We start from the raw sequence: 23,496 nt of genomic DNA, 5'->3' as shown, positions 1-23,496 counted from the left end.
GAGTTTGCCGGTCTCAGGTGGGGCGAACAGCTTGGCTTTGCAAGCAGATACGCAAACACCATATGCTGTTGCGGCAACGCGGCACTTTGCCTGGACGGGGTCGAACCGCTAAGACTGTCGCGCTGGCGCGGCACTGAGCCGGCGCCATCGATGATTTCTGCAGACGGACCTTACTGATGATGCGTTCTATTCTGGTCGGCATTCTCGTCCTGATGGCGGCCGGCATCGGCTGGCTGACCTTCGACTGGTACCGTGGCCATTATGGCGGCGAGCCTTTCGGTACTGCCTTTACCCTGGTCGACCAGAAGGGAGCGCCGATCACTGAAGGCGCGTTCAGGGGCCAGCCCAGCGTCGTCTTCTTCGGCTTCACCCATTGCCCCGAGGTCTGCCCGACGACGCTGTTCGAACTGGCCGGCTGGCTGAAGACGCTCGGCGACGACGGCAAGAACCTGCATGCCTATTTCGTCTCTGTCGATCCGGAGCGCGACACGCCGGAAGTGATGAACGCCTATGTCAGCAATTTTTCCGACCGCATCACCGGCATCACCGGCGACCCGGACAAGGTCCATGCCATGGCCAAGTCGTTCGGCATCTACTGGAAGAAGGTCGACACCGGCGACGGCGACTACACGATGGACCACACCGCCTCGGTGCTGCTGCTCAACGCCGAGGGCGAATTTGCCGGCACGATCGCCTATGGCGAAAGCGCGGATACGGCAATCGCCAAATTGAAGCGGCTGGCGGCGAAGGGCTAGAGCATGATCCCCAAAAGCGGGAACCGGTTTTCTCAGACAAACGGTTCCGTTTGTCCAGAGATCATGCTCAAACAAGAAACGCATTCATGACCCAGACGCGGCTTCATTTCATCACCCGAAAGATCGAGGCTGACCTCATTTTCGCGGCGTTCGAGGCGGCCTTCGAGGATGAAGGCCTGCCGATCGCCGTGCTCGAGGTCGATGAGGACCAGGACATCCACGAAGTGTCGCTCTATGCCGATGGCGATGTCGACGCGGTCGAGGCGCGGGTGAAGGACGTTCTTGCCGGCCTCGCGCTGTCCAGGCCGGTCGAACGTGAGGCCCTGCCCGACATCGACTGGGTGGCGCGCTCGCTGGAAGGGTTGAAGCCGGTGCGTGCCGGGCGTTTCTTCGTCCACGGCGCGCATGACCGCAGAAAGCGCCACAGCGGCGAACTCGCCATCGAGATCGAGGCCGGCCTTGCCTTCGGCACCGGCCACCACGGCACCACCGCCGGCTGCCTGGAAATGCTGGAAAGGGTGGTGCGGCGCGAACATCCGCGCAATGCGCTCGATCTCGGCACCGGCAGCGCGGTGCTGGCCATTGCCGTCGCCAAGCTTGCGCATATTCCGGTGCTGGCCACCGACATCGATCCTGTGGCTGTGAGGGTCGCTGCCGCCAATGCGCGGCTCAACCGCGTCAAGGCGCTGATTGAAACGGTGACCGCGCCGGGCTTTCACCACCCGATCTTTGGCAAGCGCGCGCCTTTCGATCTCATTGTCGCCAACATATTGGCGCGGCCGCTGATGCGGCTTGCGCCGCAAATGGCCGAGCACATCGCGCTCGGCGGCTCGATCGTGCTGTCAGGCATCCTCGACCGCCAGCGCGACGCCGTCGTCTCGGCCTATGTCGGCCAGAACTTCCGCCATGTGCGCACCTTGCACCGCGAAGGCTGGGTGACGATCCACCTCAAGCATTGAGACCGGCCGGCCTGGACCAAGCCCAGCCGGTTGTCAGCCAAGCGACGCTGTAGCAGTTTGCGCCCCCTGGAAATCGATTCCGATTTCCAGGGCCATACGCTACGGTCGCGCGAATACAAGGAGGCCCACCATGTTCCAGACCTTCGATTCCGCCGGCGACCCGGCAGTCGGCAAGCCGCGCGTGGCGCTGCTGCGCCAATGGCTGGCGGCCAACGGGCTGGACGGCTTCATCGTGCCGCGCGCCGACGAGCACCAAGGCGAATACGTCGCCGACCGTTCGGCGCGGCTGAAATGGCTGACCGGCTTCAGCGGCTCGGCCGGCGTCGCCATCGTTCTGCGCGACCGCGCCTTCGTCTTTGTCGACGGGCGCTATACGCTGCAGGTGCGGGGCGAGGTCGATCTCGACATCTTTTCGATCGAAAGCCTTGTCGACAACCCTCCGGCTGTCTGGCTCCGGGATAACATCGGCAAGGGTGCGCGGCTCGGCTTCGATCCATGGCTGCACACCGTCAGTGAGGTCAAGGCGTTGCAGGCCTCGGCCGACAAGTCAGGCGCGGCGCTGGTGCCGCTCGACAAGAACCCGATCGACATCATCTGGAAGGATCAGCCAGAGGCGCCGGTGGCCCTCGTCGAGCTTCACCCGATCGGCTTTGCCGGCGAGCTCGCCAAGGACAAGCTGGCGCGGCTGGCAACGGCGATCGGCAAGGACGGCGCCACCCATGCGGTGCTGACCGACCCCTCCTCCATCGCCTGGGCCTTCAACATCCGAGGCGGCGACGTGCCGCATACGCCGCTGGCGCTCGGCTTCGCCATCCTCACAGCGGATGGGTCGCATCAGCTGTTCATGGACAAGCGCAAATTCTCGCGCCAGGTCGCGGCCTATCTCACCCAGCTCGCCGATCCGCATGAACCCGGTGAATTCGAGGCGGCGATCGCGGCACTTGCCAAGGGCGGCGCCAAGATCGCGCTCGACCCGGTGCTGGCCGCCGACAGGCTGCGCATGCTGGTCGAGGACAATGGCGGCACTGTGATTGCCGCGCCCGATCCCGCCCGTATCCCGCGCGCAACGAAGAACCAGGCCGAGATCAACGGTTCCCGAGCCGCGCATCGCCGCGATGGCGCCGCGGTGGCCAAGCTGTTGTGCTGGCTGGAGCGCCAAGAACCGGGCTCGCTCGACGAGATCGCGGTCGTCACCCGGCTGGAAGAGAGCCGCCGGCAGACCGGCGAGGAAACGCAAATGCCGCTGCGCGACGTGTCCTTCGACACCATTTCCGGCGCCGGCCCGAACGGCGCCATCATGCATTATCGTGTGTCGCGCGCCACCAGCCGCAAGCTGCAGGCGGGCGAGTTGTTCCTGCTCGATTCCGGCGCGCAGTACCAGGACGGGACCACTGACATCACCCGCACCGTGCCGATCGGCCAGCCGACCGAGGAGATGCGCGAACGCTTCACACTGGTGCTGAAGGGCATGATCGGCATTTCGACGCTGCGCTTCCCCACCGGCACGCGCGGCTCGGAGATCGACGCCGTCGCCCGCATGGCGTTGTGGAAGCATGGCTGCGACTTCGCCCACGGCACCGGCCACGGCGTCGGCTCGTATCTCGCCGTGCATGAAGGCCCGCAACGCATTGCCCGCACCGGCACCGAAAAGCTGCTCGAGGGCATGATGCTGTCCAACGAGCCGGGCTATTACAAGGAAGGCGCCTACGGTATCCGCATCGAGAACCTGATCCTGGTGACGCCGGCGGCGCAGGTCGAAGGCGGCGACATCGCCATGCACGGTTTCGAGACGCTGACCCTGGCGCCGATCGACACCCGCCTGGTGCGGTCAGACCTCCTGACCCGCGACGAGCTGCAATGGCTCGACGCATACCATGCGCGCGTGCTGGCCGAGATCGGGCCGATGCTCGATGGCGAGACGCTGGCCTGGCTGGAGAAAGCGACCGCACCGCTGCCGCACGACGCGAAGATTTGAGGTGAGCCACTTTCTCCCCGTTCTACGGGGAGAAATACTTGGCAGGGCGATGAGGGGCAGCGCCAACGGTCCAAACCGATCGCGCCTGGAAGATCAGCCAACAAATTGCCGCGCGACGATCAACACCGCGGCCCCCGCCAGAAACATCGACATCAGCCCGCCGCGCAGCGAAACCACGGCAGTGACGACCAGTGCCGCCCATTCCGCCGGCCCGGCATTCAAAAGCTCCGGCGCCACCAGCGTCGTCAACACCGCCGCCGGCACGGCGTTGAGGCCCGCCTCGACGCGCGGATGGATGTTGTCGAAGCGCGAGATGACCAGATGCCCGCCGATGCGCGTGAGATAGGTGGCGACCGCGCCGGCGATGATGATCCAGAATGTCGTGCTCATGGCCGCTCTCCCACGCCGCTATGATGCGGCGGCAGGATGACGGCGAGCAGCACGCCGGCAATCGCGCCGATCGAGACGTGCCAGGGCGAGCCCACCGTCTTGTAGGCGATGATGGAAGCGGCGGCACTGGCGACGACCACCGGCAGCCATAAGGGCCGCTTGCGGAAGCCCATGACGAGGCCAAGAAAATAGATCGGCAGCAGGAAATCGATACCCAGCGCATGCGTGTCGGGGATGAGCTTGCCGAACACCGCGCCGAGCGCGCTTTCGATCACCCAGAACACATAGACCGGCAGGCCAAGCCCCAGATACCAGGCGAAGCCGACCGTCCGGCCGGACGCCGCCCTCGCCTCGGCCACCGCGAATTGCGGATCGGTGAGGATGAAATAGCCAAGCGCCTGTTGAATGATCGGCCAATGCGCGATGCGCCGGCCGATGCCGGCGGAATAGAGCACATGGCGGAAGTTGACGGCAAAGATCGACAGCACGATCAGCCACGGCGCGACATGCTGGCCGAACAGCTGGATGCCGACCATCTGGCTGGCGCCGCCAAAGACCAGCGCGCTCATCAGAAAGGCTTCGAGCACGGAAAATCCGTTGTCGACGGCAAGCGCCCCGAACAGTACCGCGAACGGCGCCGACGCCACGACAACAGGCATCGAGAGCCGCACGCCCTGCCAGAAATCGCTCTTCGCGCGGCTTTCGGAAATTACTTCTGCCGACATGACCACTCCCTAGGCAAGGGCCTCATGTAGGAACCGCCACCGGCCTTGTCACACGAATTCGCTTGAGCCAAACGATCAGCGGAAATGATCGTCGCGGCGCCCTGTCGAAAGGCTAGTCCGCAAGGGCTTTGCCCTCGATCGCCCTGCCCCAGTCGAGCAGCGGCTCGGCGCGCACGGCAAAATCGACGAGTTCGTCGACCAGTGCCGGACCATGGATCCCAGCCGGATCGATTGCGTGCCGAACGACAAAATGCCGATTACGGATGGCGGCGACAAGATCCGCATCGGTGACATGCTCGAAGCCGCGCGGCGTGCGCTTCATGCAGCCTTCGGTGTCGAGTTTGAGCCCGTTTTTCTTCAACGCCTTCACCATGGCGCGAAACTTGTCGGGTTGCCTCGCGATGGCCCTGCGCATCGCCAACAGCAATGCGGCCTCCGGCTGCCACCAGGCGACGCCGGCAAAGCAACCTTCAAGCCCGATATGCACGTAGAACACGCCCTGCTCCATCTTGGTGCCGTCGGGCGACAGAATGGCGGACAAATGCCTGTTGTATGGCCGCTTGTCCTTGGCGAAGCGCACGTCGCGGTTGATCCGGAACAGCGACTTCTTGCGGTCGCCGCGCAGGCCGAGCCCCGCGGCTGTGAAACGCTCCGTCAGCGTTTCGACCAGATCGCCAAACGGCTCACGCAATTCCCTTTCGAACAGGTCGCGATTTTCAAGGAACCACTCCCGGCTCTGGTGGAAATCGAGCGCCTTCAGGAACGGAATGGCCTTTTGGCCGAACCCTTTGAATGCACCCTCCATCACGTCTTGCCGATCCGCTCCAGCCAGGCGTCCTCGTCGATCACCTCGATGCCGAGCTCGCTGGCCAGCTTGAGCTTGGAGCCGGCGCCCGGTCCGGCCACGACAAGATCGGTCTTCGCCGAAACCGAGCCCGCCACCTTGGCGCCGAGACGTTCTGCCATCGCCTTGGCTTCGGAGCGCGTCATCTTTTCCAGCGAGCCCGTGAACACGATTGTCTTGCCAGCGACCACGCTGTCAGCCGAGACGTTCACGATGTACGGCTTCGGCTTGACCTGCGCGAGCAGCGCTTCGAGCACATCGTCGTTGCGCTCATTGCCGAAGAAATCGCGCAACGCGCCGATCACCGTGTCGCCGATGCCGTTGACCGATGGGAAAACGGTATGCGGATCGGCCGCCGCCGCTGTCTCCTTGCCGACGCGGATCAGTTCCTCGATGGTCGAAAACGTTCGGGCAAGCACGGCGGCCGTCGTTTCGCCGATATGGCGGATGCCCAGCGCGAAGATGAAACGATCGAGTTCCGGCTCGCGGCGAGAGTCGATGGCGGCGAAGAGCTTGTCGAGGCCTTCGTAGTTGCGTTCCTCGACACTGCGCACATTCTTGCGCGTCTTGCCCGAGGCGACTTCGCGCTGCCTGGCCTGCTCCTCGCGCCGCTCGGCCAGCGCCTTGGTGACGGCGGGGCGACGATCCCTGAGCGTGAAGATATCGGCGGCTGTCTTGATCAGTCCGGCATTGAAGAGGATATCGATGTTCTCGGCGCCCAGGCCTTCGATGTCCATGGCGCCGCGTGACACGAAGTGCCGCAGTCCTTCCACGGCCTGCGCTGGACAGATCAGTTCGCCGGTGCAGCGTCGGCGCGAATCTTCCTTGCCGGTCTTCTCGTTGATCTCGCGCGTCGCGGGTGAGCCACAGATCGGACAGGTATGCGGGAATTCGTAAGGCACGGCACCAGGCGGACGCTGGTCGATGACGACGCTGACGATCTGCGGAATGACGTCCCCTGCCCTCTGGATCACGACCGTGTCGCCGACACGCACGTCAATGCCGTCGCGGATCGGCTGGCCGGTGCTGTCCAGACCCTTGATATAGTCTTCGTTGTGAAGCGTGACATTCTCGACCACGACGCCGCCAACCGTGACGGGTGCAAGCCGCGCAACCGGTGCCAGCGTGCCGGTGCGGCCGACCTGGATGTCGATCTTCTGCACGATCGTCATCGCCTGTTCGGCCGGGAATTTGTGCGCGACGGCCCAGCGCGGTTCGCCGGTGACGAAACCCCATCTGCGCTGCAGTTCCAGCTGGTCGACCTTGTAGACGACGCCATCAATGTCATAACCCAGCGACGAGCGCTGTTCCTCGATCCGATGATAGTGCTCGATCAGCTCGTCGGCCGACTTCGCCCGCACCATCAGCGGACTGATCTTGAACCCCCAATCGGCGAATCTCTGCACCGATTCATATTGGGTCGGAGCGGGATCCTCCGTTGTATAGCCCCAGGCATAAGCAAAGAATTTGAGGTTGCGGCTGGCGGTGACGGATGGATCCTTCTGCCGCAGCGACCCTGCCGCCGTGTTGCGCGGATTGACGTAATCCTGACCGCCGGCCGCCGCCGACCGTTCCTTCAGTGCCTCGAATTCCGCATAGGTCATGTAGACCTCGCCGCGTATCTCGATGACCTCCGGCCAGCCCGAGCCCTTCAAGGTCTTGGGGATGTCGGCGATGGTCCTGAGATTGGCGGTGATGTCCTCGCCGACCGTGCCGTCACCGCGCGTTGCGCCCTGCACGAACACGCCGCCTTCATAACGCAGCGAAGCCGACAGCCCGTCGATCTTCGGCTCGGCCGTGAAGGCGATGTCGAGATCCTTGTCGCGGTCGAAGAATCGCCGGCCGCGTTCGATGAAGTCGGCGACATCCTCATCGGTATAGGCCTTGGCGAGGCTGAGCATCGGCACCGCATGGCGCACCTTGGCAAAGCCTTCCGCAGGCGCAGCACCTACCCTGCGTGACGGCGAATCCTCGCGCACGAGCGCGGGGAAGCGCTGTTCGATGGCGAGGTTGCGCCGCGTCAGCGCATCATATTCCGCGTCCGTGATAACAGGCGCGTCCTCGGTATGGTAGTGCCGGTCGTGCTCGGCGATCTCCTCCGCCAAGCGCTTCAGCTCGGCTTCGGCCTCGCTTTCCGTCAGGGCATCGACTGGTTTTTCCGACATGGTTTCAGACCCGGCTCACAGTGCATGTCGCCCAAAAAGTGGCTGCGGTTTTGGGAGAACGACATGCATAAACAAAGACCCAAAGCGCGTCGCCCGAATCCGTTCGGACGCGACGCGCTTCAATGGTCCGCGACCATAGATCAGCTTTCAGATTCAAGGGAGCCAAAATTCTGATAAAACCGCGCTGAAACAGCAGGATGGCGCCACAAGCTGACTCTGTGCCAAGGCCCGGATCATGCCAGCCAGGCGACCGTGCGGTCAGGAAGCGGCCGTGTTCTCGCGCAGCAGGCGCTCGGCCGCGGCGCGCGCCTCGTCGGTGATGGTGGCGCCGGCCAGCATGCGCGCGATCTCTTCCTGCCGTGCCGGCCGGTCCATCTCGGCAATGCCTGTCGCGACGCGATCGGCGCTGCCCGACTTGGAGATCAGGAAATGCGTTGCCGCGCGCGCCGCCACTTGTGGCGCGTGGGTCACCGAAAGCACCTGGACGCGCTTCGACAGTCGCGCCAGCCGCTGGCCGATGGCGTCCGCGACGGCGCCGCCCACGCCGGTGTCGATTTCATCGAACACCAGCGTCGGCGCCGAGCCACGATCGGCCAGCGCCACCTTCAGCGCCAAAAGGAAGCGCGAGAGTTCGCCACCGGACGCCACCTTCATCATCGGACCGGGCCTTGTGCCGGGATTGGTGCGCACCCAGAACTCGATCTGGTCGATGCCTTCTTCCATGCGGCCCTCGGCCTCGCTCTTCATCTCGACGATGAAGGCGGCGCGCTCGAGTTTCAGCGCCGGCAGTTCGGCCATGACGGCCTTGGTCAGGCCGACCGCGGCCGCATGACGAAGCGAGGAGAGCTGTGCGGCGGCAATGTCGTAGGTCTCGCGCGCCGCGGCGGCCTGCTTCTCCAGCCCGTGCAGGCGCTCCTCGCCGGCGTCGAGATCGGCGAGGTCGGCCGACATCGTGTCGCGCAATTGCGCCAGGTCGTCGACGGCGACGCTGTGCTTGCGGGAAGCCGCGCGCAGCGAAAACAGCCGCTCCTCGGCCTTCTCCAGCCGCTGCGGATCATATTCGGTGGACCGCAGTGCGGCCTCGACGCCCGATTGCGCCGCGTCGAGCGACAGCATCGCCTCGTCGAGCGACTTGACCACGTCGTCGAGCAGGCCGGGCGCTTCCGTCACCTTGCGTTGCAGCCGCCGCAACAGGCTCGCCAGTTGCGGCAGGGGCGAGGACGGGCCTGAAAGCACATCCTGCGCGTCATGGATTTCCGATGCGATCTTCTCGGCCCGCATCATCGACCCCCGCACCTCGGCAAGATCGGTCTCCTCGCCCGGCTGCGGGTCGAGCTTTGTCAGCTCCGCGACCGCCGCGCGCAGATAATCGGCCTCGCGGGCAGCGGCCGCCACCTTGGCGCGGTGTCGGGAAAGCTCCTGCTCGCAGGCGCGCCAGTGCCGCCAGGCCTCGCCGGTTGAACGAACGGCGCCGAGATGGCCGCCAAAAGCATCGAGAACCTCGCGATGGGCGCCGGGATCGACCAGGGCGCGTTCATCATGCTGGCCGTGGATTTCGACCAGCGCGCGGCCGACATCGCGCATCAATGTCACGCTGGATGGCTGGTCGTTGACGAAGACACGGGTGCGGCCATCGGCCGTCTGCAGGCGGCGCAGGATGATGTCGCCGTCATCGTCGATCGCGTTGTCGGCAAGCAGCGCTCGGGCGGGATGATTGCGCGGCACGTCGAAGACGGCGATGACCTGACCTTGCGCCGCGCCATGGCGAACCAGCGAGGCGTCGCCGCGAGCGCCGAGCGCCAGCGACAGGGCATCGAGCAGGATGGATTTGCCGGCGCCGGTTTCGCCGGTCAGCACCGAAAGACCGGGCGCAAAATCAATGTCCAGCTTCTCGATCAGGACGATATCGCGGATCGACAGTCTGGAAAGCATCAGAACCTGGACCTAGAGCGGCACGCGACCAATTGGAATCGCAGCGCCGCACTATCTTTTTGTTTGAGCATCGGATCAATCCGAAAACCGCTGCGCACGCTTCGGTCCGATGCTCTGAGGTCAGGCGCCGGTGATCAGCTTCCCGGCCTTGGAAATCCACGACCCGGCATTCTCGCGCGGCGCAAGCCCATTGCTCTGCAGCAGCTTGTAGGAATCCTTGTACCATGGGCTGTCGGGGTAGTTGGTGCCGAGCACGGCGGCGGCGGTCTGTGCCTCCGAGGTCAGCCCCATCGCGTAATAGCTTTCCGTCAGGCGAGCCAGCGCTTCCTCGACATGACGCGTGTTGGAATAGTTCTCTACCACGGTGCGGAAGCGCTTGACGGCGGCGATGTATTCGCGGCGCTCGAGATAGTAGCGGCCGATCTGCATTTCCTTGCCGGCCAGCTGATCGTTGGCGAAGCGGATCTTTTCCTTGGCGTCGTCGACATATTCCGATGTCGGCCAGCGCGTCACCAGATCCTGCATCGTCTGCATGGTCAGGCGCGCTTCCTTCTGGTCCTGCGTCACGTCCTTGATCTGGCGATAATAGCTCAGACCGATGATGTATTGCGCATAGGCGGCGTCATCGGTCGACGGATAGAGCGTGAGATAGCGCTTGGCCGAACCGATAGCCTCATCGTAGTTACCCTGGCGATAATCGGCGAAGGCGCCCATCACCATCGATTTGCGGGCGAATTCCGAATAGGGGTGCTGGCGGTCGACCGCGTCGAACTTGCGGCTCGCCTCCTGCAGGCGCCCGGCATTCAGATTGGCGAGGCCCTGATTGTAGAGAACATCGGCCGGTTCGGTCTGGTCGACATAGGTCGACAGGTCGATATCTTTCTCCGACGACATGCAGGCCGACAGGAAGAGCGATGGAACAACCACCGACAGCGCCAGGAAAGCAGCCCGCTGCGGCGCTTTCGATTGACCAACTCGCTTGAAGAACATGATTGGATTCCGCCCTTTCGGCGTTACTTTAATGCGCTTTGCATGTCGTTGTCCCAAAACCGGCTCCCACTTTTGGACGACATGCACCAGTCAACGGCAGCAGCCATAAACCATAATCGCCTTACCCGGCAACGCTATCTCCGGCCAATCGCACATTTTTGTGGCGGTCGGGCGCAGCTTGAACATCCGTGCTATTTCGCCGACAGGTGGTGCATTCATGCAACACCCGTCCCCTGCCGTGGACTCTGAAAAAGTTAAGAAAATCAAATCATCCAGGGCGCGTAGAGCGGCGCGTTGACGGCGCTCATCTCGGCCGCGCGGCCACGCTCGCGGCGCGTCGTCTCGACAATCTCGAACGCCGCACGGTCCGACAGCAGGCGGCGCAGTGCGGCGGCATTCAGCCTGTGGCCGCCGCGATAGGAGCGGAAGCAGCCGATGAAGCGGGCGCCGGCCAGCGCCAGGTCGCCCATGGCGTCAAGCGTCTTGTGGCGCACGAATTCGTTGGGATAGCGCAAGCCTCCCATGTTGATGACGCGGTTGTCGTCACCGATCACCAGTGAGTTCTCGAGCGATGAGCCGAGCGCGTAGCCGGCGGCCCACAACCGCTCGACGTCCTTCATGAAGCCGAAGGTGCGCGCGCGCGCGATGTCGCGGCGGAAAATATCGGCATTGAGGTCGGAAGCGAACAGCTGGCGGCCGATTGCCGGGCTTTCGAAGTCGATCTCGATCTCGAAGCGTGTGCCGTCATAGGGCCTGAATTCCGCCCAGGAGGCGCCGTTCTCGATGCGGACCGGCTTCATGACCCTGATGTAGCGCCGCTTGATCGGCAGCGTCTCAACCCCGGCCTGGTCGATGGCTTCGACAAACGCCATGGCGCTGCCGTCAAGGATGGGAACCTCGTGGCCGTCGATCTCGATGGCGACATTGTCGATGCCAAGCCCGAATAGTGCGGCCATGATGTGCTCGACCGTGGCGATATGCTCGCCGGCGGGATCGCCAAGCATGGTGCACAGGTCGGTGGCGCCGACCTCGGAGACCAGGGCGCGGAACTCGCGGCCCTGTTCGTCACCCTTGAAAAGCTGGAAAACGATGCCGGTGTCGGCATCCGCTGGCACAAAGCTGATCGAAACTTCCTTGCCGCTGTGGACGCCGGTGCCGGTAAGCGACGCGCGCGTCTTCAATGTCGTCTGATAGTCGTGCAAGACAATCCCCATAAGCCCGTAATGCCTAGGTCCGCTTCTCCAGCCCGAGGGCGCGGCTCTTGTTTGAAATCGGCAGGCAGGGCTACTTCCCCCGAAATCCCGGCAAACCGACTATGGTAGGCAGCGAAGATAATGTCCCGGGAGGGAGTCTCCAAATCACGGTTTCTTACCCTTTGTAACCGCGAACTGGAACATGTACACCTTTCTAAGCGATTGAAATCGCAACGTTTTAAACGTTAACAGGCAAGCAATTCCTTGCTTGCCTGTTAACAATTATTACAACCCGTTTACCAATCAGTTGGCTTGGCGGCGCAGGAACGCCGGAATCTCCAGCTGATCGTCGTCCTGAGTCGACCTGACCTGCGGCGTCAGGCGGCCCTGGTCATCCAGTTGACCGCGGCGCGGCGCATAGAGCTGAGCGTCCTGGCTGGCGAGACGGCGCACTTCGGGTGCGGCCTGGCGCAGCTTGGGTTCACGCGGCTGCGCCGGCTGCAGCCTTGCAGGCTCCTCTTCACGACGGGTCAGGCCGTTGGTCAGGCGCTTCAGCAGACCCATCGGTCCGCTGTTGTTCTCGTGGTCGGCCGGACGGCTCTTGGCATCCACCTCGGCCTTCACGACGGGCGGGAAGTCCTCGACGCGAGGCATCCGCTGCGGTGCCATCGCAACCGGCTGCGGGGCTTCGCGCTGCAGCATTTCACGCGGCTGCGGAGCCGGCTGCATCATCTGCTGGACCACCGGCTGCGGCTGTGCGGGCGGCGCCTGGAAGATCTTGCTCTGCGGGCGGAAATCGTCCGCCTGGGCGACGGGAGCCGGGCGGGCCTGGGCCATGGCCGCGGCATTGGCTTCGGCCAGATGGATGGCTTCGGCGACCGGGTCCATACCGCGCGGCTCGTACACTGCCTGCTGGACCGGCGCCGGGCGGCTTTCCACCGCGGCAACGGCCGGACGGCTGGCCTGCTTCGGCGGCGCCGTGCGGATCGAGATCGGCGCGGCGGCGATCTCAGCCGCCGTCTTGTCGATGCCGGTGGCGACCACCGAGACGCGGATGACACCTTCCAGCTCTTCGTCGAAGGTGGCGCCCAGGATGATGTTGGCGTCCTGGTCGACCTCCTCGCGGATGCGCGTCGCCGCCTCGTCGACTTCGAACAGCGTCAAGTCGCGGCCGCCGGTGATCGAGATCAGCAGGCCCTTGGCGCCCTTCATCGAGGTCTCGTCCAGCAGCGGGTTGGCAATCGCCGCTTCGGCGGCGGCCATCGCGCGGCCCTCGCCGGAAGCCTCGCCGGTGCCCATCATCGCCTTGCCCATCTCGCGCATGACCGAACGCACGTCGGCGAAGTCGAGATTGATCAGGCCTTCCTTGACCATCAGGTCGGTGATGCAGGCGACACCGGAATAGAGCACCTGGTCGGCCATGGCGAAGGCGTCGGCGAAGGTGGTCTTGTCATTGGCCAGCCGGAACAGGTTCTGGTTGGGGATGACGATCAGGGTATCGACGCATTTCTGCAGTTCCTCGATGCCCAGGTCGGCCGTCTTCATGCGGCGCTGGCCTTCGAAGTGGAACGGCTTGGTGACGACACCGACGGTGAGGATCCCCTTCTCACGGGCAGCGCGCGCCACGACCGGAGCAGCACCGGTGCCGGTGCCGCCGCCCATGCCGGCGGTGACGAAGCACATATGGGTGTTGGACAGATGATCGATGATCTCGTCGATGCACTCTTCCGCCGCCGCGCGGCCGACTTCGGGTTGCGACCCGGCGCCGAGGCCCTCGGTGACATGCGCGCCGAGCTGGATCAGCCGATCGGCCTTCGACATGGTCAGCGCCTGCGCGTCGGTGTTGGCCACCACGAACTCGACACCGCGCAAGCCGGCGGTGATCATGTTGTTGACGGCATTGCCGCCGCCGCCGCCGACACCGAACACGGTGATACGCGGCTTAAGCTCGGTGATGTCCGGCTTTTGCAGATTGATGGTCATTGTCTCCGTCCTTTGCCTTTTCACGCCGCTTCGCCGCCGCGGCCGCCTATGGGGCTGTCCCCGTCAATTAGAAACTGTCTCTCAACCACTGACTCATGCGATGCAGTTTTCCGCCCGTTCCGGTCATCCTGAGACCGGAAATTCCTTTCGCCGGATGGCTCTCGAAGCTCGCCATCTGCGGATAGATCAGAAGCCCCACCGCCGCCGAGAAGGCCGGCCCCTTCGCCGCTTCTGGCAGGCCAGCCACGCCGAGCGGACGGCCGATGCGCACATTGCGTCCCAGGATGCGCCGCGCCGCCTCCGGCAGGCCGGCAAGCTGGCTGGCGCCGCCGGTCAGGACGACGCGCTTGCCCACCGCATTGCCGTAGCCGGACTTGTTCAGCCGGTCGCGCAACAGTTCGAGCGTCTCGTCGATGCGGGCGCGCACGATGCGCGTCATCACCGAACGCGGGATCTGCAGCGGCACGTCACCATCGTCGCCGATCGGATGGATCGAAACCAGGTCGCGGTCGTCGGCGCTGCCCGGCAGCGCCGAACCATGCATCACTTTCAGCCGCTCGGCGGCATCGAGCGAGGTCGAAAGCCCCTTCGCCATGTCCAGCGTGACATGGTTGCCCCCGATGGCGATGGCATCGCCATGGACGAACTTGCCTTCCGAAAACACCGAGATCGTCGTCGTGCCGCCGCCCATGTCGATGCAGGCAGCGCCCATTTCCAGCTCGTCGTCGACCAGGGCCGCCAGCCCGCTGGCATAAGGCGTCGCCACCATGCGCTCGACCGACAGGTGCGAGCGGTTGATGGAAAGCTCCAGATTGCGCATCGGTGCCGCGTCACCGGTCAGCACATGCATGTCGACACCGAGCGCATCGCCGACCATGCCGCGCGGGTCGCGCACGCCGCGTTCGGCATCCAGCGAGAAGCCCACGGGCAGCGAATGGACCACCTCGCGCTCGGCCTTCATTGCCTGCTTTGCGCCGGCGCCAAGCACGCGCTTGATGTCGGCCTCGTCGGCCTCGTGGCCGCCAAGGTTGATGGTGGCCGAGAAGGTTTCGCTCTTCAGCCGGCCGGCCGTCATGTTGACGATCAGCGAATCGACCGTCAGCCCCGCCATGCGCTCGGCCGCGTCGACGGCAAGGCGGATGGCATGCTCGGCCCGGTCGAGATCGATGACGACACCCGACTTCACGCCCTGCGACTTCTGATGGCCGATGCCGATCACCTGGATGCGGTGCGAACGGCCGCGCAGCAACTTGCCGTCATCACGCGGCTTCAGCTTCGCCACCATGCAGCAAACCTTGCTCGAACCGACATCCAGCACCGTCAGGGTGCCGGACCGGCGCGACGAGGCATCGCCATGACCGCCAAGCCAGCTCATATCTTCGTCTCCGGCTTGCGCTTCAGGCTCTTCGGTTTCTCGTTGAGTGCGGCTTCGCGCTGCGTCGCCGCCTCCGGCGTCAGTTGCACGACCAGCCGATCGGACAGGCGCATGTCGACGGCGGCGATGTCGCGCGACAACAGCCCCTTGTCATGATCCATACTGACGAGCTCGGCGATCGCCTGATCCTCGCCATCCTCGGGAAGCTTGACGGTGATGCCGTTGTCCAGCTTCAGATCCCAGCGCCGCTCGCCGACGCGGACATAGCCTTTGACCCGGCTTGCCAGCTCGGGATATTTTTCGATCTTGGCCAGGAAATCCGGCGCCTTGGCCGGCGCGCCGGCGCCGATCAGCAGCGGCAACAGCACCTGCTTGCCGCCCGAGAACGGCGCAATCACGGCGCCATCCTTCTCGATGACGGACAGATCATTGCCTTGCTGCCAGAGCGCGAAGGGCTCGCGCTCCTCGACGCGCACCTCCAGCGTATGCGGATAGACCTTACGGACCGCGGCAACCTCGATCCACGGCAGGCTGGAGATCCGCTCGCGCGCCGCCTCGGCATTGAAACCGATCAGCGACGTCCAGCCATCAAGTTCCAGCCTGTCGAGGATATCGATCTCGGAAGTCTGGCGATTGCCGACCACCTTGACCTGATCGACGGCGAAACCGGTGCGAGCCGTGATGCCTTGAACGATGCCATCGACGTCACCACCGAGATAGGCGCCATAGGCACTGCTCGAGGCAATCAGCACACCCGACAGAATAGCAGCGGAAAAGCGCGGCGCCTGGAAATCACCCACACCCAGGCGCGCCAGAATGCGCACCGGGCGGCGAAGCACACGCGGCAGCACGAAATGGCCCGAAGACAACGGCAGACCGAACAGCGCCGGCCCGGCCGCGCCCTCCCCCTTGCCTTGCCCCCATTTCAACGCAGACACGAAGCGTCCTCCACCATCCAACTCAACAAATCGCCAAACGAGTGCCCGGCCTGGGCGGCGATTTCAGGCACCAAAGACGTCGGCGTCATGCCCGGCTGGGTGTTGACCTCGAGCCAGACAACCTCGCCGTTTTCGGAGTGACGATCGTCATAACGGAAGTCCGACCGGGAAACGCCCCGACAGCCGATCGCTTGGTGAGCCTTGAGCGCCAGTGTTTGTATTTTTTGGTAAATATTCGGTGAAACTTTTGCGGGGCATTCGTGCTTTGATCCGCCAGCGACATATTTTGAATCATAGTCGTAGAAGGAATGGCCGGTCGGGATGATCTCGCAGACCCCGAGCGCCACATCGCCCATCACCGCGCAGGTCAGCTCCCGCCCATGGACGTAGCGCTCGACCATGACGGTATCGCCATATTTCCACTCCGACGAGCCGATGACCTGCGGCGGATGCGACTGCCCCTCATGCACGATGACAACGCCGAAGCTCGAACCCTCATTGACCGGCTTGACCACATAGGGCGGCTTCATCGGATGCTTGCCCTGGATGGCAAAACGGCTGGCAACCTTCGATTCGGCGACCGGGACGCCGACTGATTTGGCAATCCGCTTGGCCTGCTCCTTGTTCATGGCCAGCGCCGAGGCGAGCACGCCGGAATGGGTATAGGGAATGCCGAGATACTCAAGGATGCCCTGGATGGTGCCATCCTCGCCGAATGGACCATGCAGCGCGTTGAAGGCGACATCGGGGCCGAGTTCGGCGAGCACCGACCCGACATCGCGCCCGACATCGACGCGCGTGACCTGGTAGCCTTCCTTCTCGAGTTCATCGGCGCAAGCCTTTCCCGAGGACAGAGACACGGGCCGCTCGGACGAAAAACCACCCAGCAGGACGGCCACATGCTTGCTTTTCATTCCCCGGCATCCCCTCTCACGGCGGACCAAAAACCAAGATTTTCCGCAACATTGAGTCCGAGTCTCCCGGCAGGTTGCCCCCCAGACGGAAAACGCGGGTAACGCGTCGAACGACTCAAATCAGGAAACGCTTTCCAGCAGAGAATCAGAGAGTTGATTCACTGGCAAGTGCTTACGATTCCGAGAGATTCACTTTCCGAGAAAATGGATGCGAAAACCGTGCCGTTGAGTCATTACGGCAACGGTCACACGGCTATTTCTGGTCTCGTTGAAGTTCACGCATCACTTGAACTTCAGCGGTGCTAAAGTAGCTGCCCAAGAAACTCCTGGACGGCATGGCCCGGCCGGAAATTGCCGATGCGCTTGATTTCCCACTGCAGCCGGATGCCCGAATTCTCCAGCACCCGCGTGCGCACCGTCTCGCCGAGATATTCAAGGTCGTAGCCGGTCGCGGTTCCGGTGTTGATCATGAAGTTGCAGTGCATCGGCGACATCTGCGCGCCGCCGATCATCAGACCGCGGCAGCCCGCCTTGTCGATCTCCTTCCAGGCCGACGTGCCTTCGGGATTCTTGAAGGTCGAGCCGCCGGTCTTCTCGCGGATCGGCTGCACGGTCTCGCGGTGGTTCTGCACCGCATCCATCGCCGCCTTGATCGCCGCCTTGTCCTCGGCGAAGCCTTCGAACACCGCCGAGGTGAAGATCAGCCCGGAAGGTGCCGACGAATGACGATAGGCGTAGCCCATTTCGGCATTGCTCAGGGTCTGGATATTGCCCTTGCGGTCGAGCGCCCGCAGTTCAACGACGCGGTCACGCGTTTCGACACCGTTGGCGCCAGCATTCATGACAAGCGCGCCACCGATGGCGCCTGGAATGCCATGATAGAAATGGAAGCCACCGATGCCGGCCTCGCAGGCGACTGCCGCGAGACGCTTGTCAGGTATCGCGGCCCCCGCCTTGATCGTGGTAGGGCCAATCACCTCGGCCTCGCCAAAACCCTTGGCCGAAAGCCGGATGACGAAGCCCGGAATGCCGCCATCCCTGACTAGGAGGTTCGAGCCGATGCCGACGACGGTCAGCGGGATCTCTTCGGGAACCGCTCGCAAGAACGCGGCAAGGTCCTCCTCGTCGGCCGGCTGGAACAGAACTTCGGCCTGCCCTCCGGCGCGGAACCAGGTGATCTTGTCCATCTCGGCATTCGGCGTGAGGCGGCCGCGCAGGCCGGCAAGCCGGTCGCCAAGTCTGTCGATCAAAGCCTGGCCGTGCATCATGAGACGGTCCCGCCAAGCTCCTTGGGCAGCGCATAGGCCCATTGGGTGATGTTGCCGGCGCCGAGGAAGACGACGAAGTCGCCGGGCTTGGCCAGGTCGCGGATGATCGGTGCGATTGCTGCCGGACCGTCGATGTAGCGGGCGTCGCGATGGCCGCCGGCGCGAATGCGCGACACCAGCGCGTCCGAGGTCACCCCGTCGATCGGCTCTTCGCCCGCGGCGTAAACCGGCGCCACCATCACCGTGTCGGCGTCGTTGAAGCAGGTGGAAAACTCGTTGAACAGATCATGCAGCCGGGTGAAGCGATGTGGCTGGGCAATGGCGATGACGCGTCCCTTGGTGGCGCTGCGCGCCGCCTTCAGCACCGCCGCGATCTCAACCGGATGATGACCATAGTCGTCGAAGATGTCGACGCCGTTCCAGGAGCCGGTGTGGGTGAAGCGGCGCTTGACGCCGGCGAAGGACGACAGGCCCTTCTTGATCGCCTCGGCGGACAGGCCGAGTTCATGCGCCACCGCGATCGCCGCTGTCGCGTTGGAGACGTTGTGACGGCCGGGCATCGGCAGGCGCAGGCCCGATATTGTCGTCTGACCGCCGGTCTTACGGTCACGGATCACGACGTCGAATTCCGAAACAGCACCGGCCATGCGATGGTTGGTGAAACGCACATCGGCCTGCGCGTTCTCGCCATAAGTGATGACGCGGCGGTCCTCGATGCGGCCGACCAGAGCCTGCACCTCGGGATGGTCCGTGCACATCACCCCGAAGCCGTAGAACGGCACGTTCTCGACGAACTGGCGGAACGCCTCGCGCACCTTGTCGAAGCTGCCATAGTGATCGAGATGCTCGGGATCGATGTTGGTGACGACGGCGATCTCGGCCGGCAGCTTCAGGAACGTGCCGTCGCTCTCGTCGGCCTCGACCACCATCCACTCGCCATCGCCCATGCGCGCGTTGGTGCCGTAGGCATTGATGATGCCGCCATTGATGACGGTCGGGTCGAGCCCGCCGGCCTCGAGCAAGGTCGCCACCATCGAGGTCGTCGTCGTCTTGCCATGCGTGCCGCCGATTGCCACCGCCTGGCGGAAGCGCATCAGCTCGGCCAGCATCTCGGCACGGCGCACGATCGGCAACAGCTTCTCGCGCGCGGCCTTCAGCTCGGGGTTGGATTTCTTGATCGCCGTCGAGACGACCACGACTTCGGCATCACCGAGATTCTCGGCCTTGTGGCCAACGAAGCATTCGATGCCCTTGTCGCGCAGGCGCTGCACATTGGCGCTGTCGGCCTGGTCGGACCCTTGCACCTTGTAGCCGAGATTGTGCAGCACTTCGGCAATGCCGCTCATACCGATGCCGCCAATGCCGATGAAATGCACAAGGCCGATCGTCTGCGGCATCTTCATGCGTGCGTCCCCTTCCTGAAATCCGAAACGGTTTTTTTCGACGCAATAGCCTCTGTGAGATCGGCGAGCAACCGTGCCGCGTCCGGCCTGCCGGCCGATTTCGCTCCCGCGGCCATTGCCGCAAGCCGCTCGGGATCATCCATCAGTCCGCCGACGAGCGTTGCGATGCGCTCGGGCGAGAGCGAGGATTGCGGGTGCACTTCGCCGCCGCCAGCGGCGGCAAGGGCCGCCGCGTTGGCCGCCTGGTCGTGGTCGAGCGCATAGGGATAAGGAACCAGCAGCGCCGGCCGGCCGATGACGGCGATCTCCGAAACGGTCGAGGCGCCGGAGCGCGAGATCACCAGATGCGCCGCCGCGATGCGGGCCGCCATATCGGTGAAGAAGGGCGAGACCTCGACGCCGACACCAAGGGCCGCATAGGCCGCCTTCACCCGCGCCACGTCATCGGCGCGCGCCTGCTGCGTGATCACCAGCCGCTTGCGCTGGGCATCGGATAGCAGCGCGACGGCCGCCGGCACGGCATCGGAAAAGAACTGGGCACCCTGGCTGCCGCCGAACACCAGCAGGCGGAACGACTCTTCCCCCGTCGACGCCGCATAAGGCGTCTTGGCCGCTTCCAGAACTTGTGGGCGAACCGGGTTGCCGGTCGTCACCGTCTTGGCGCCGGCCGCACTCGTGTCCTGCGGCAGGAAGCCGCCGGCGATCGCGTCGACGCGGCCGGCCAGCGCCCGGTTGGCGCGGCCCATCACCGCGTTCTGCTCATGGATCAGCGTCGGCACCTTGCGCCGCGTCGCCGCGTAGAGCGGCGGCAGGGTCGGATAGCCGCCAAAGCCGACGACGGCATCCGGCTTGATCCTGGCAATGATGGCCGAGGCCTGGCGCACGCCGCGCCAGATCTTCCAGAAGGCGCCAAGCAGGGCGAAAGGGTTTTTGGAGCCCATCGTCGCCGACTGGATAGGATGGATGGCGGCGGCCGGGAAGTGGCCGGCAAAACGCTCGGCCCGGTCATCCGTCGCCAGATGCACTTTCCAGCCGCGCTCGTTCAGCTCATGCGCCAGCGCCTCGGCCGGAAAGAGATGTCCGCCGGTTCCGCCCGCCGCGAGAAGGATGACACCCTTGGACATCCGGCCTCATTCCGCCGGCACGGCGCGTTGCGACAGGGCAAAGCCCATCTGCTTGCGCTTTTCCGGCCGCTTGCGCGTCAGCGCCAGCACCATGCCCATCGAAATGGCGATGGCGATCTGCGAGGAGCCACCATAGGAGATGAAAGGCAACGTCATGCCCTTGGCCGGCACCAGCTGCAGGTTGACGCACATGTTGATGACGGCCTGCAGGCCAAAGACGGTGACGAGCCCGCCGACCGCATAGCGGGTGAAATCGTCATGCTCCTTCAGCGCCGTATTGAGACCGCGCAGCACGATGAAGGCAAAGATCGACATAATGAAGAAGCACATGATCAGCCCGAACTCCTCGCCGGCGACCGAGAAGACGAAGTCGGCATGGCTGTCCGGGATGACCCGCTTGACGGTACCCTCGCCCGGCCCGACGCCGAACCAGCCACCATTGATCAGCGCCTCGCGTCCCATATCGACCTGAAAAGTGTCGCCTTCGCCAGTAAGGAACTTGTCGATGCGCAGGGCAACGTGCGGAAACACCGAATAGGCGGCGAACACACCGCCAACGCCCGCGCCGCCAAGCGCGATGATCCACAGCCATGGCAGCCCCGCCATGAAGAACATCACACCCCAGGTGCCGGTCACCAGCATGGTCTGGCCGAGATCCGGCTGCGCGACCAGCAGCGAGACGACCAGGGCAAGCAACAGCATTGCGAACAGATTGCCCGGAATGTCGGGCTGGCGCTTGTGCTCGGCGAACAGCCAGGCGCACATGATGACGAAGGCGGGTTTGAGGAATTCCGAGGGCTGGATCGACAAGCCGGCAAGCGACACCCAACGGCGCGCGCCCTTCACCTCGACGCCGATGTAGAGCACCGCCACCATTAGCACCAGCATGAGGCACAGCATGATCAACGCCATGCGCCGGATTTGCCGCGATTCGAGGAATGAGACGGCCAGCATCACGCCGAGCGCCGGAACCGTGAAGATGATCTGCCTGGTGGCGAAGTGGAAACTGTCGAGGCCGATGCGTTCGGCCACCGCCGGGCTGGCTGCGAAGGAAAGCACGATGCCGAGGCCCATCAGCGACAGGAACGCCGCCAGGAACCAGCGATCGATCGTCCACCACCATGTCGCAACCGGGCTTTTGTCGAGACGGCTCTGCATTATCGTGCCCCTCCGATGGGTTTCACACCCTCGATAGCATTCGCAGCTTGCCTGAAGGCTTCGCCGCGAATTTCGAAATTCTTGAACTGGTCGAAACTGGCGCAGGCCGGCGACAACAGCACCACCACCTCGCCGCTGTCGTCTCGACCAGCGTCATGCGCGGCGTGCTCGACCGCCGCGGCCAGCGTGCCCGATATCTCGTAGGACACGGCCTCGCCCAGGGTCGCCGAGAAGGCAGGCGCCGCCTCGCCGATCAGATAGGCCTTGGCGATGCGCGGGAAGAAGCCGCGCAGCGGCTCGATGCCGCCTTCCTTGGGCAGGCCGCCGGCGATCCAGTAGATGCGCGGAAAGCTCGACAGCGCCGGTGCCGCCGCATCGGCATTGGTCGCCTTGGAATCGTTGATGAACAGCACATGGTCCTTGCGGCCGACCTGCTCCATGCGATGCGCGAGGCCGGGAAAACTCTCCAGCCCCGACTGGATCTCGCCGAGGTCCAGCCCGACCCTTAGGCAAGCGGCAACCGCTGCCAGCGCATTCTGGGCATTGTGCTGGCCGCGCAGCGAGCCGATGCCTTCGAGGAAGGCGACACGGCTGTAGCGGCCGTGCACCGCCTCCATCAGATTGCCGGCGTCGGCGAAATAGCCATCGGTCAGCGGCAGGCGCTTGGAAATGCGGATCACATGCCGTCCCGCCCGCTCCAGACGCTCGGCGATCTGCGCGCACCAGGAATCGTCGATGCCGATGATGGCCGTCTCGCTGCCGGCAACCAGCCGCTCCTTGATCGAAGCGTAATGCTGCATGGTGCCGTGGCGGTCGAGATGGTCGGGCGTCAGATTGAGCAGGATGCCGGCCGTCGGGTTGATCGAGGGCGCGAGGTCGATCTGGTAGGACGAGCACTCGACCACATAGTGCCGACTGGGCTGCGGCGGATCGAGCGTCATCACCGCGCGGCCGATATTGCCGCCCATCTGGGTGTCGCGTCCCGCGGCTTTCAGGATATGCGCGGCCAGCGCGGTCGTCGTCGACTTGCCATTGGTGCCTGTGATGGCGATGAAAGGTGCCGTCGGCGCCTGCAAAATCCGCTCGCGGCAGAAAAGTTCGATGTCGCCAATCACCTCGACACCAGCGCCCTTCGCCAGCTCCACTGTCCAATGCGGCTTGGGATGTGTCAGCGGCACGCCTGGCGACAGCACGAAAGCCGAGAACTTTGCCCAGTCGGCGCCGTGCAAATCGGCGGTTGCGATGCCGACATCCGCCGCCTTGGCAACGCTGTCGGGATTGTCGTCCCAGGCCAGCACCTCCGCGCCGCCGGCAATCAGCGCGCGCGCCGTGGCGATCCCCGAGCCACCGAGCCCGAAGAGTGAAACGCGCTTGCCTGCGAAGGATGCGGCGGGGATCAAGGGTG

19 protein-coding genes are annotated in these 23,496 nt (G+C 64.3%); 3 read left to right on the top strand and 16 right to left on the bottom strand.

Annotated elements, in window-relative coordinates; all coding sequences use genetic code 11:
* The first annotated feature begins 176 nt into the window (after positions 1–176).
* From BLS48_RS18715 to BLS48_RS18705, 3 genes are all read left to right on the top strand, one after another.
* The gene (locus BLS48_RS18715; protein ID WP_091580361.1) at positions 177–755 is read left to right on the top strand and encodes an SCO family protein; all 579 of its coding nucleotides are present in this window, start codon (positions 177–179) and stop codon (positions 753–755) included.
* An 86-nt stretch (positions 756–841) separates the two neighbouring features.
* Positions 842–1,714 carry a 50S ribosomal protein L11 methyltransferase gene (locus BLS48_RS18710; RefSeq protein ID WP_091580360.1) on the top strand — a complete coding sequence of 291 codons (873 nt, stop codon included), beginning with the start codon at positions 842–844 and terminating at the stop codon, positions 1,712–1,714.
* A 130-nt stretch (positions 1,715–1,844) separates the two neighbouring features.
* Positions 1,845–3,689, top strand: a complete 1,845-nt coding sequence (locus tag BLS48_RS18705; RefSeq protein ID WP_091580358.1) for an aminopeptidase P family protein — start codon at positions 1,845–1,847, stop codon at positions 3,687–3,689.
* A 93-nt stretch (positions 3,690–3,782) separates the two neighbouring features.
* Here BLS48_RS18705 and BLS48_RS18700 read toward each other — a convergent pair whose 3' ends face one another.
* The 16 genes from BLS48_RS18700 to murD form a co-directional block, all read right to left on the bottom strand.
* Positions 3,783–4,079 (bottom strand): AzlD family protein, encoded by a 297-nt coding sequence (locus tag BLS48_RS18700; protein WP_091580356.1) that lies wholly within the window; start codon positions 4,077–4,079, stop codon positions 3,783–3,785.
* Positions 4,076–4,804 carry an AzlC family ABC transporter permease gene (locus BLS48_RS18695; RefSeq protein WP_091580353.1) on the bottom strand — a complete coding sequence of 243 codons (729 nt, stop codon included), beginning with the start codon at positions 4,802–4,804 and terminating at the stop codon, positions 4,076–4,078. Before BLS48_RS18695 ends, BLS48_RS18700 begins: the two co-directional genes overlap by 4 nt.
* A 112-nt stretch (positions 4,805–4,916) precedes the next feature.
* A complete protein-coding gene (locus tag BLS48_RS18690; RefSeq protein ID WP_091580351.1) occupies positions 4,917–5,609 on the bottom strand; it encodes a DUF2461 domain-containing protein in 693 nt (230 codons plus the stop codon).
* On the bottom strand, positions 5,609–7,813 hold the full coding sequence (gene ligA / locus BLS48_RS18685; protein ID WP_091580348.1) for an NAD-dependent DNA ligase LigA: 2,205 nt from the start codon (positions 7,811–7,813) through the stop codon (positions 5,609–5,611). Before ligA ends, BLS48_RS18690 begins: the two co-directional genes overlap by 1 nt.
* A gap of 258 nt (positions 7,814–8,071) precedes the next feature.
* A complete protein-coding gene (gene recN, locus BLS48_RS18680; RefSeq protein WP_091580346.1) occupies positions 8,072–9,745 on the bottom strand; it encodes a DNA repair protein RecN in 1,674 nt (557 codons plus the stop codon).
* Between the two features lie 120 nt (positions 9,746–9,865).
* On the bottom strand, positions 9,866–10,735 hold the full coding sequence (locus BLS48_RS18675; RefSeq protein WP_091580345.1) for an outer membrane protein assembly factor BamD: 870 nt from the start codon (positions 10,733–10,735) through the stop codon (positions 9,866–9,868).
* Between the two features lie 263 nt (positions 10,736–10,998).
* Positions 10,999–11,949 carry a UDP-3-O-acyl-N-acetylglucosamine deacetylase gene (lpxC, locus tag BLS48_RS18670; RefSeq protein WP_091580342.1) on the bottom strand — a complete coding sequence of 317 codons (951 nt, stop codon included), beginning with the start codon at positions 11,947–11,949 and terminating at the stop codon, positions 10,999–11,001.
* Positions 11,950–12,231: 282 nt separating this feature from the next.
* Positions 12,232–13,911 carry a cell division protein FtsZ gene (gene ftsZ / locus BLS48_RS18665; RefSeq protein WP_091580340.1) on the bottom strand — a complete coding sequence of 560 codons (1,680 nt, stop codon included), beginning with the start codon at positions 13,909–13,911 and terminating at the stop codon, positions 12,232–12,234.
* A 67-nt stretch (positions 13,912–13,978) separates the two neighbouring features.
* A complete protein-coding gene (ftsA, locus tag BLS48_RS18660; protein ID WP_091580339.1) occupies positions 13,979–15,286 on the bottom strand; it encodes a cell division protein FtsA in 1,308 nt (435 codons plus the stop codon).
* Positions 15,283–16,224 (bottom strand): cell division protein FtsQ/DivIB, encoded by a 942-nt coding sequence (locus tag BLS48_RS18655; protein ID WP_091580336.1) that lies wholly within the window; start codon positions 16,222–16,224, stop codon positions 15,283–15,285. The genes ftsA and BLS48_RS18655 overlap by 4 nt, the downstream gene beginning before the upstream one ends.
* Positions 16,212–17,138 (bottom strand): D-alanine--D-alanine ligase, encoded by a 927-nt coding sequence (locus BLS48_RS18650; RefSeq protein ID WP_091580334.1) that lies wholly within the window; start codon positions 17,136–17,138, stop codon positions 16,212–16,214. The genes BLS48_RS18655 and BLS48_RS18650 overlap by 13 nt, the downstream gene beginning before the upstream one ends.
* Before the next feature lie 302 nt (positions 17,139–17,440).
* Positions 17,441–18,406, bottom strand: coding sequence for a UDP-N-acetylmuramate dehydrogenase (gene murB / locus BLS48_RS18645; protein WP_091580332.1), 966 nt, complete (start codon positions 18,404–18,406; stop codon positions 17,441–17,443).
* The gene (murC, locus tag BLS48_RS18640) at positions 18,403–19,809 is read right to left on the bottom strand and encodes a UDP-N-acetylmuramate--L-alanine ligase (RefSeq protein ID WP_091580330.1); all 1,407 of its coding nucleotides are present in this window, start codon (positions 19,807–19,809) and stop codon (positions 18,403–18,405) included. The genes murB and murC overlap by 4 nt, the downstream gene beginning before the upstream one ends.
* On the bottom strand, positions 19,806–20,933 hold the full coding sequence (murG, locus tag BLS48_RS18635) for an undecaprenyldiphospho-muramoylpentapeptide beta-N-acetylglucosaminyltransferase (RefSeq protein WP_091580327.1): 1,128 nt from the start codon (positions 20,931–20,933) through the stop codon (positions 19,806–19,808). Before murG ends, murC begins: the two co-directional genes overlap by 4 nt.
* Before the next feature lie 6 nt (positions 20,934–20,939).
* Positions 20,940–22,091 carry a putative lipid II flippase FtsW gene (ftsW, locus tag BLS48_RS18630; protein WP_091580325.1) on the bottom strand — a complete coding sequence of 384 codons (1,152 nt, stop codon included), beginning with the start codon at positions 22,089–22,091 and terminating at the stop codon, positions 20,940–20,942.
* The gene (gene murD / locus BLS48_RS18625) at positions 22,091–23,491 is read right to left on the bottom strand and encodes a UDP-N-acetylmuramoyl-L-alanine--D-glutamate ligase (protein ID WP_091580324.1); all 1,401 of its coding nucleotides are present in this window, start codon (positions 23,489–23,491) and stop codon (positions 22,091–22,093) included. Before murD ends, ftsW begins: the two co-directional genes overlap by 1 nt.
* Between the last annotated feature and the right edge of the window lie 5 nt (positions 23,492–23,496).

This window comes from Mesorhizobium qingshengii (assembly GCF_900103325.1).
Lineage (GTDB): Bacteria > Pseudomonadota > Alphaproteobacteria > Rhizobiales > Rhizobiaceae > Mesorhizobium > Mesorhizobium qingshengii.
This window is presented reverse-complemented; position numbering and strand designations above follow the sequence as displayed.

Excerpts from the sequence above, each read along its gene's own strand:
- BLS48_RS18715 (WP_091580361.1), top strand. The coding sequence starts at position 177 with ATGATGCGTTCTATTCTGGTCGGCATTCTCGTCCTGATGGCGGCCGGC.
- BLS48_RS18710 (WP_091580360.1), top strand. The coding sequence starts at position 842 with ATGACCCAGACGCGGCTTCATTTCATCACCCGAAAGATCGAGGCTGAC.
- BLS48_RS18705 (WP_091580358.1), top strand. The coding sequence starts at position 1,845 with ATGTTCCAGACCTTCGATTCCGCCGGCGACCCGGCAGTCGGCAAGCCG.
- BLS48_RS18700 (WP_091580356.1), bottom strand. The coding sequence starts at position 4,079 with ATGAGCACGACATTCTGGATCATCATCGCCGGCGCGGTCGCCACCTAT.
- BLS48_RS18695 (WP_091580353.1), bottom strand. The coding sequence starts at position 4,804 with ATGTCGGCAGAAGTAATTTCCGAAAGCCGCGCGAAGAGCGATTTCTGG.
- BLS48_RS18690 (WP_091580351.1), bottom strand. The coding sequence starts at position 5,609 with ATGGAGGGTGCATTCAAAGGGTTCGGCCAAAAGGCCATTCCGTTCCTG.
- ligA (WP_091580348.1), bottom strand. The coding sequence starts at position 7,813 with ATGTCGGAAAAACCAGTCGATGCCCTGACGGAAAGCGAGGCCGAAGCC.
- recN (WP_091580346.1), bottom strand. The coding sequence starts at position 9,745 with ATGCTTTCCAGACTGTCGATCCGCGATATCGTCCTGATCGAGAAGCTG.
- BLS48_RS18675 (WP_091580345.1), bottom strand. The coding sequence starts at position 10,735 with ATGTTCTTCAAGCGAGTTGGTCAATCGAAAGCGCCGCAGCGGGCTGCT.
- lpxC (WP_091580342.1), bottom strand. The coding sequence starts at position 11,949 with ATGGGGATTGTCTTGCACGACTATCAGACGACATTGAAGACGCGCGCG.
- ftsZ (WP_091580340.1), bottom strand. The coding sequence starts at position 13,911 with ATGACCATCAATCTGCAAAAGCCGGACATCACCGAGCTTAAGCCGCGT.
- ftsA (WP_091580339.1), bottom strand. The coding sequence starts at position 15,286 with ATGAGCTGGCTTGGCGGTCATGGCGATGCCTCGTCGCGCCGGTCCGGC.
- BLS48_RS18650 (WP_091580334.1), bottom strand. The coding sequence starts at position 17,138 with ATGAAAAGCAAGCATGTGGCCGTCCTGCTGGGTGGTTTTTCGTCCGAG.
- murB (WP_091580332.1), bottom strand. The coding sequence starts at position 18,406 with ATGATGCACGGCCAGGCTTTGATCGACAGACTTGGCGACCGGCTTGCC.
- murC (WP_091580330.1), bottom strand. The coding sequence starts at position 19,809 with ATGAAGATGCCGCAGACGATCGGCCTTGTGCATTTCATCGGCATTGGC.
- murG (WP_091580327.1), bottom strand. The coding sequence starts at position 20,933 with ATGTCCAAGGGTGTCATCCTTCTCGCGGCGGGCGGAACCGGCGGACAT.
- ftsW (WP_091580325.1), bottom strand. The coding sequence starts at position 22,091 with ATGCAGAGCCGTCTCGACAAAAGCCCGGTTGCGACATGGTGGTGGACG.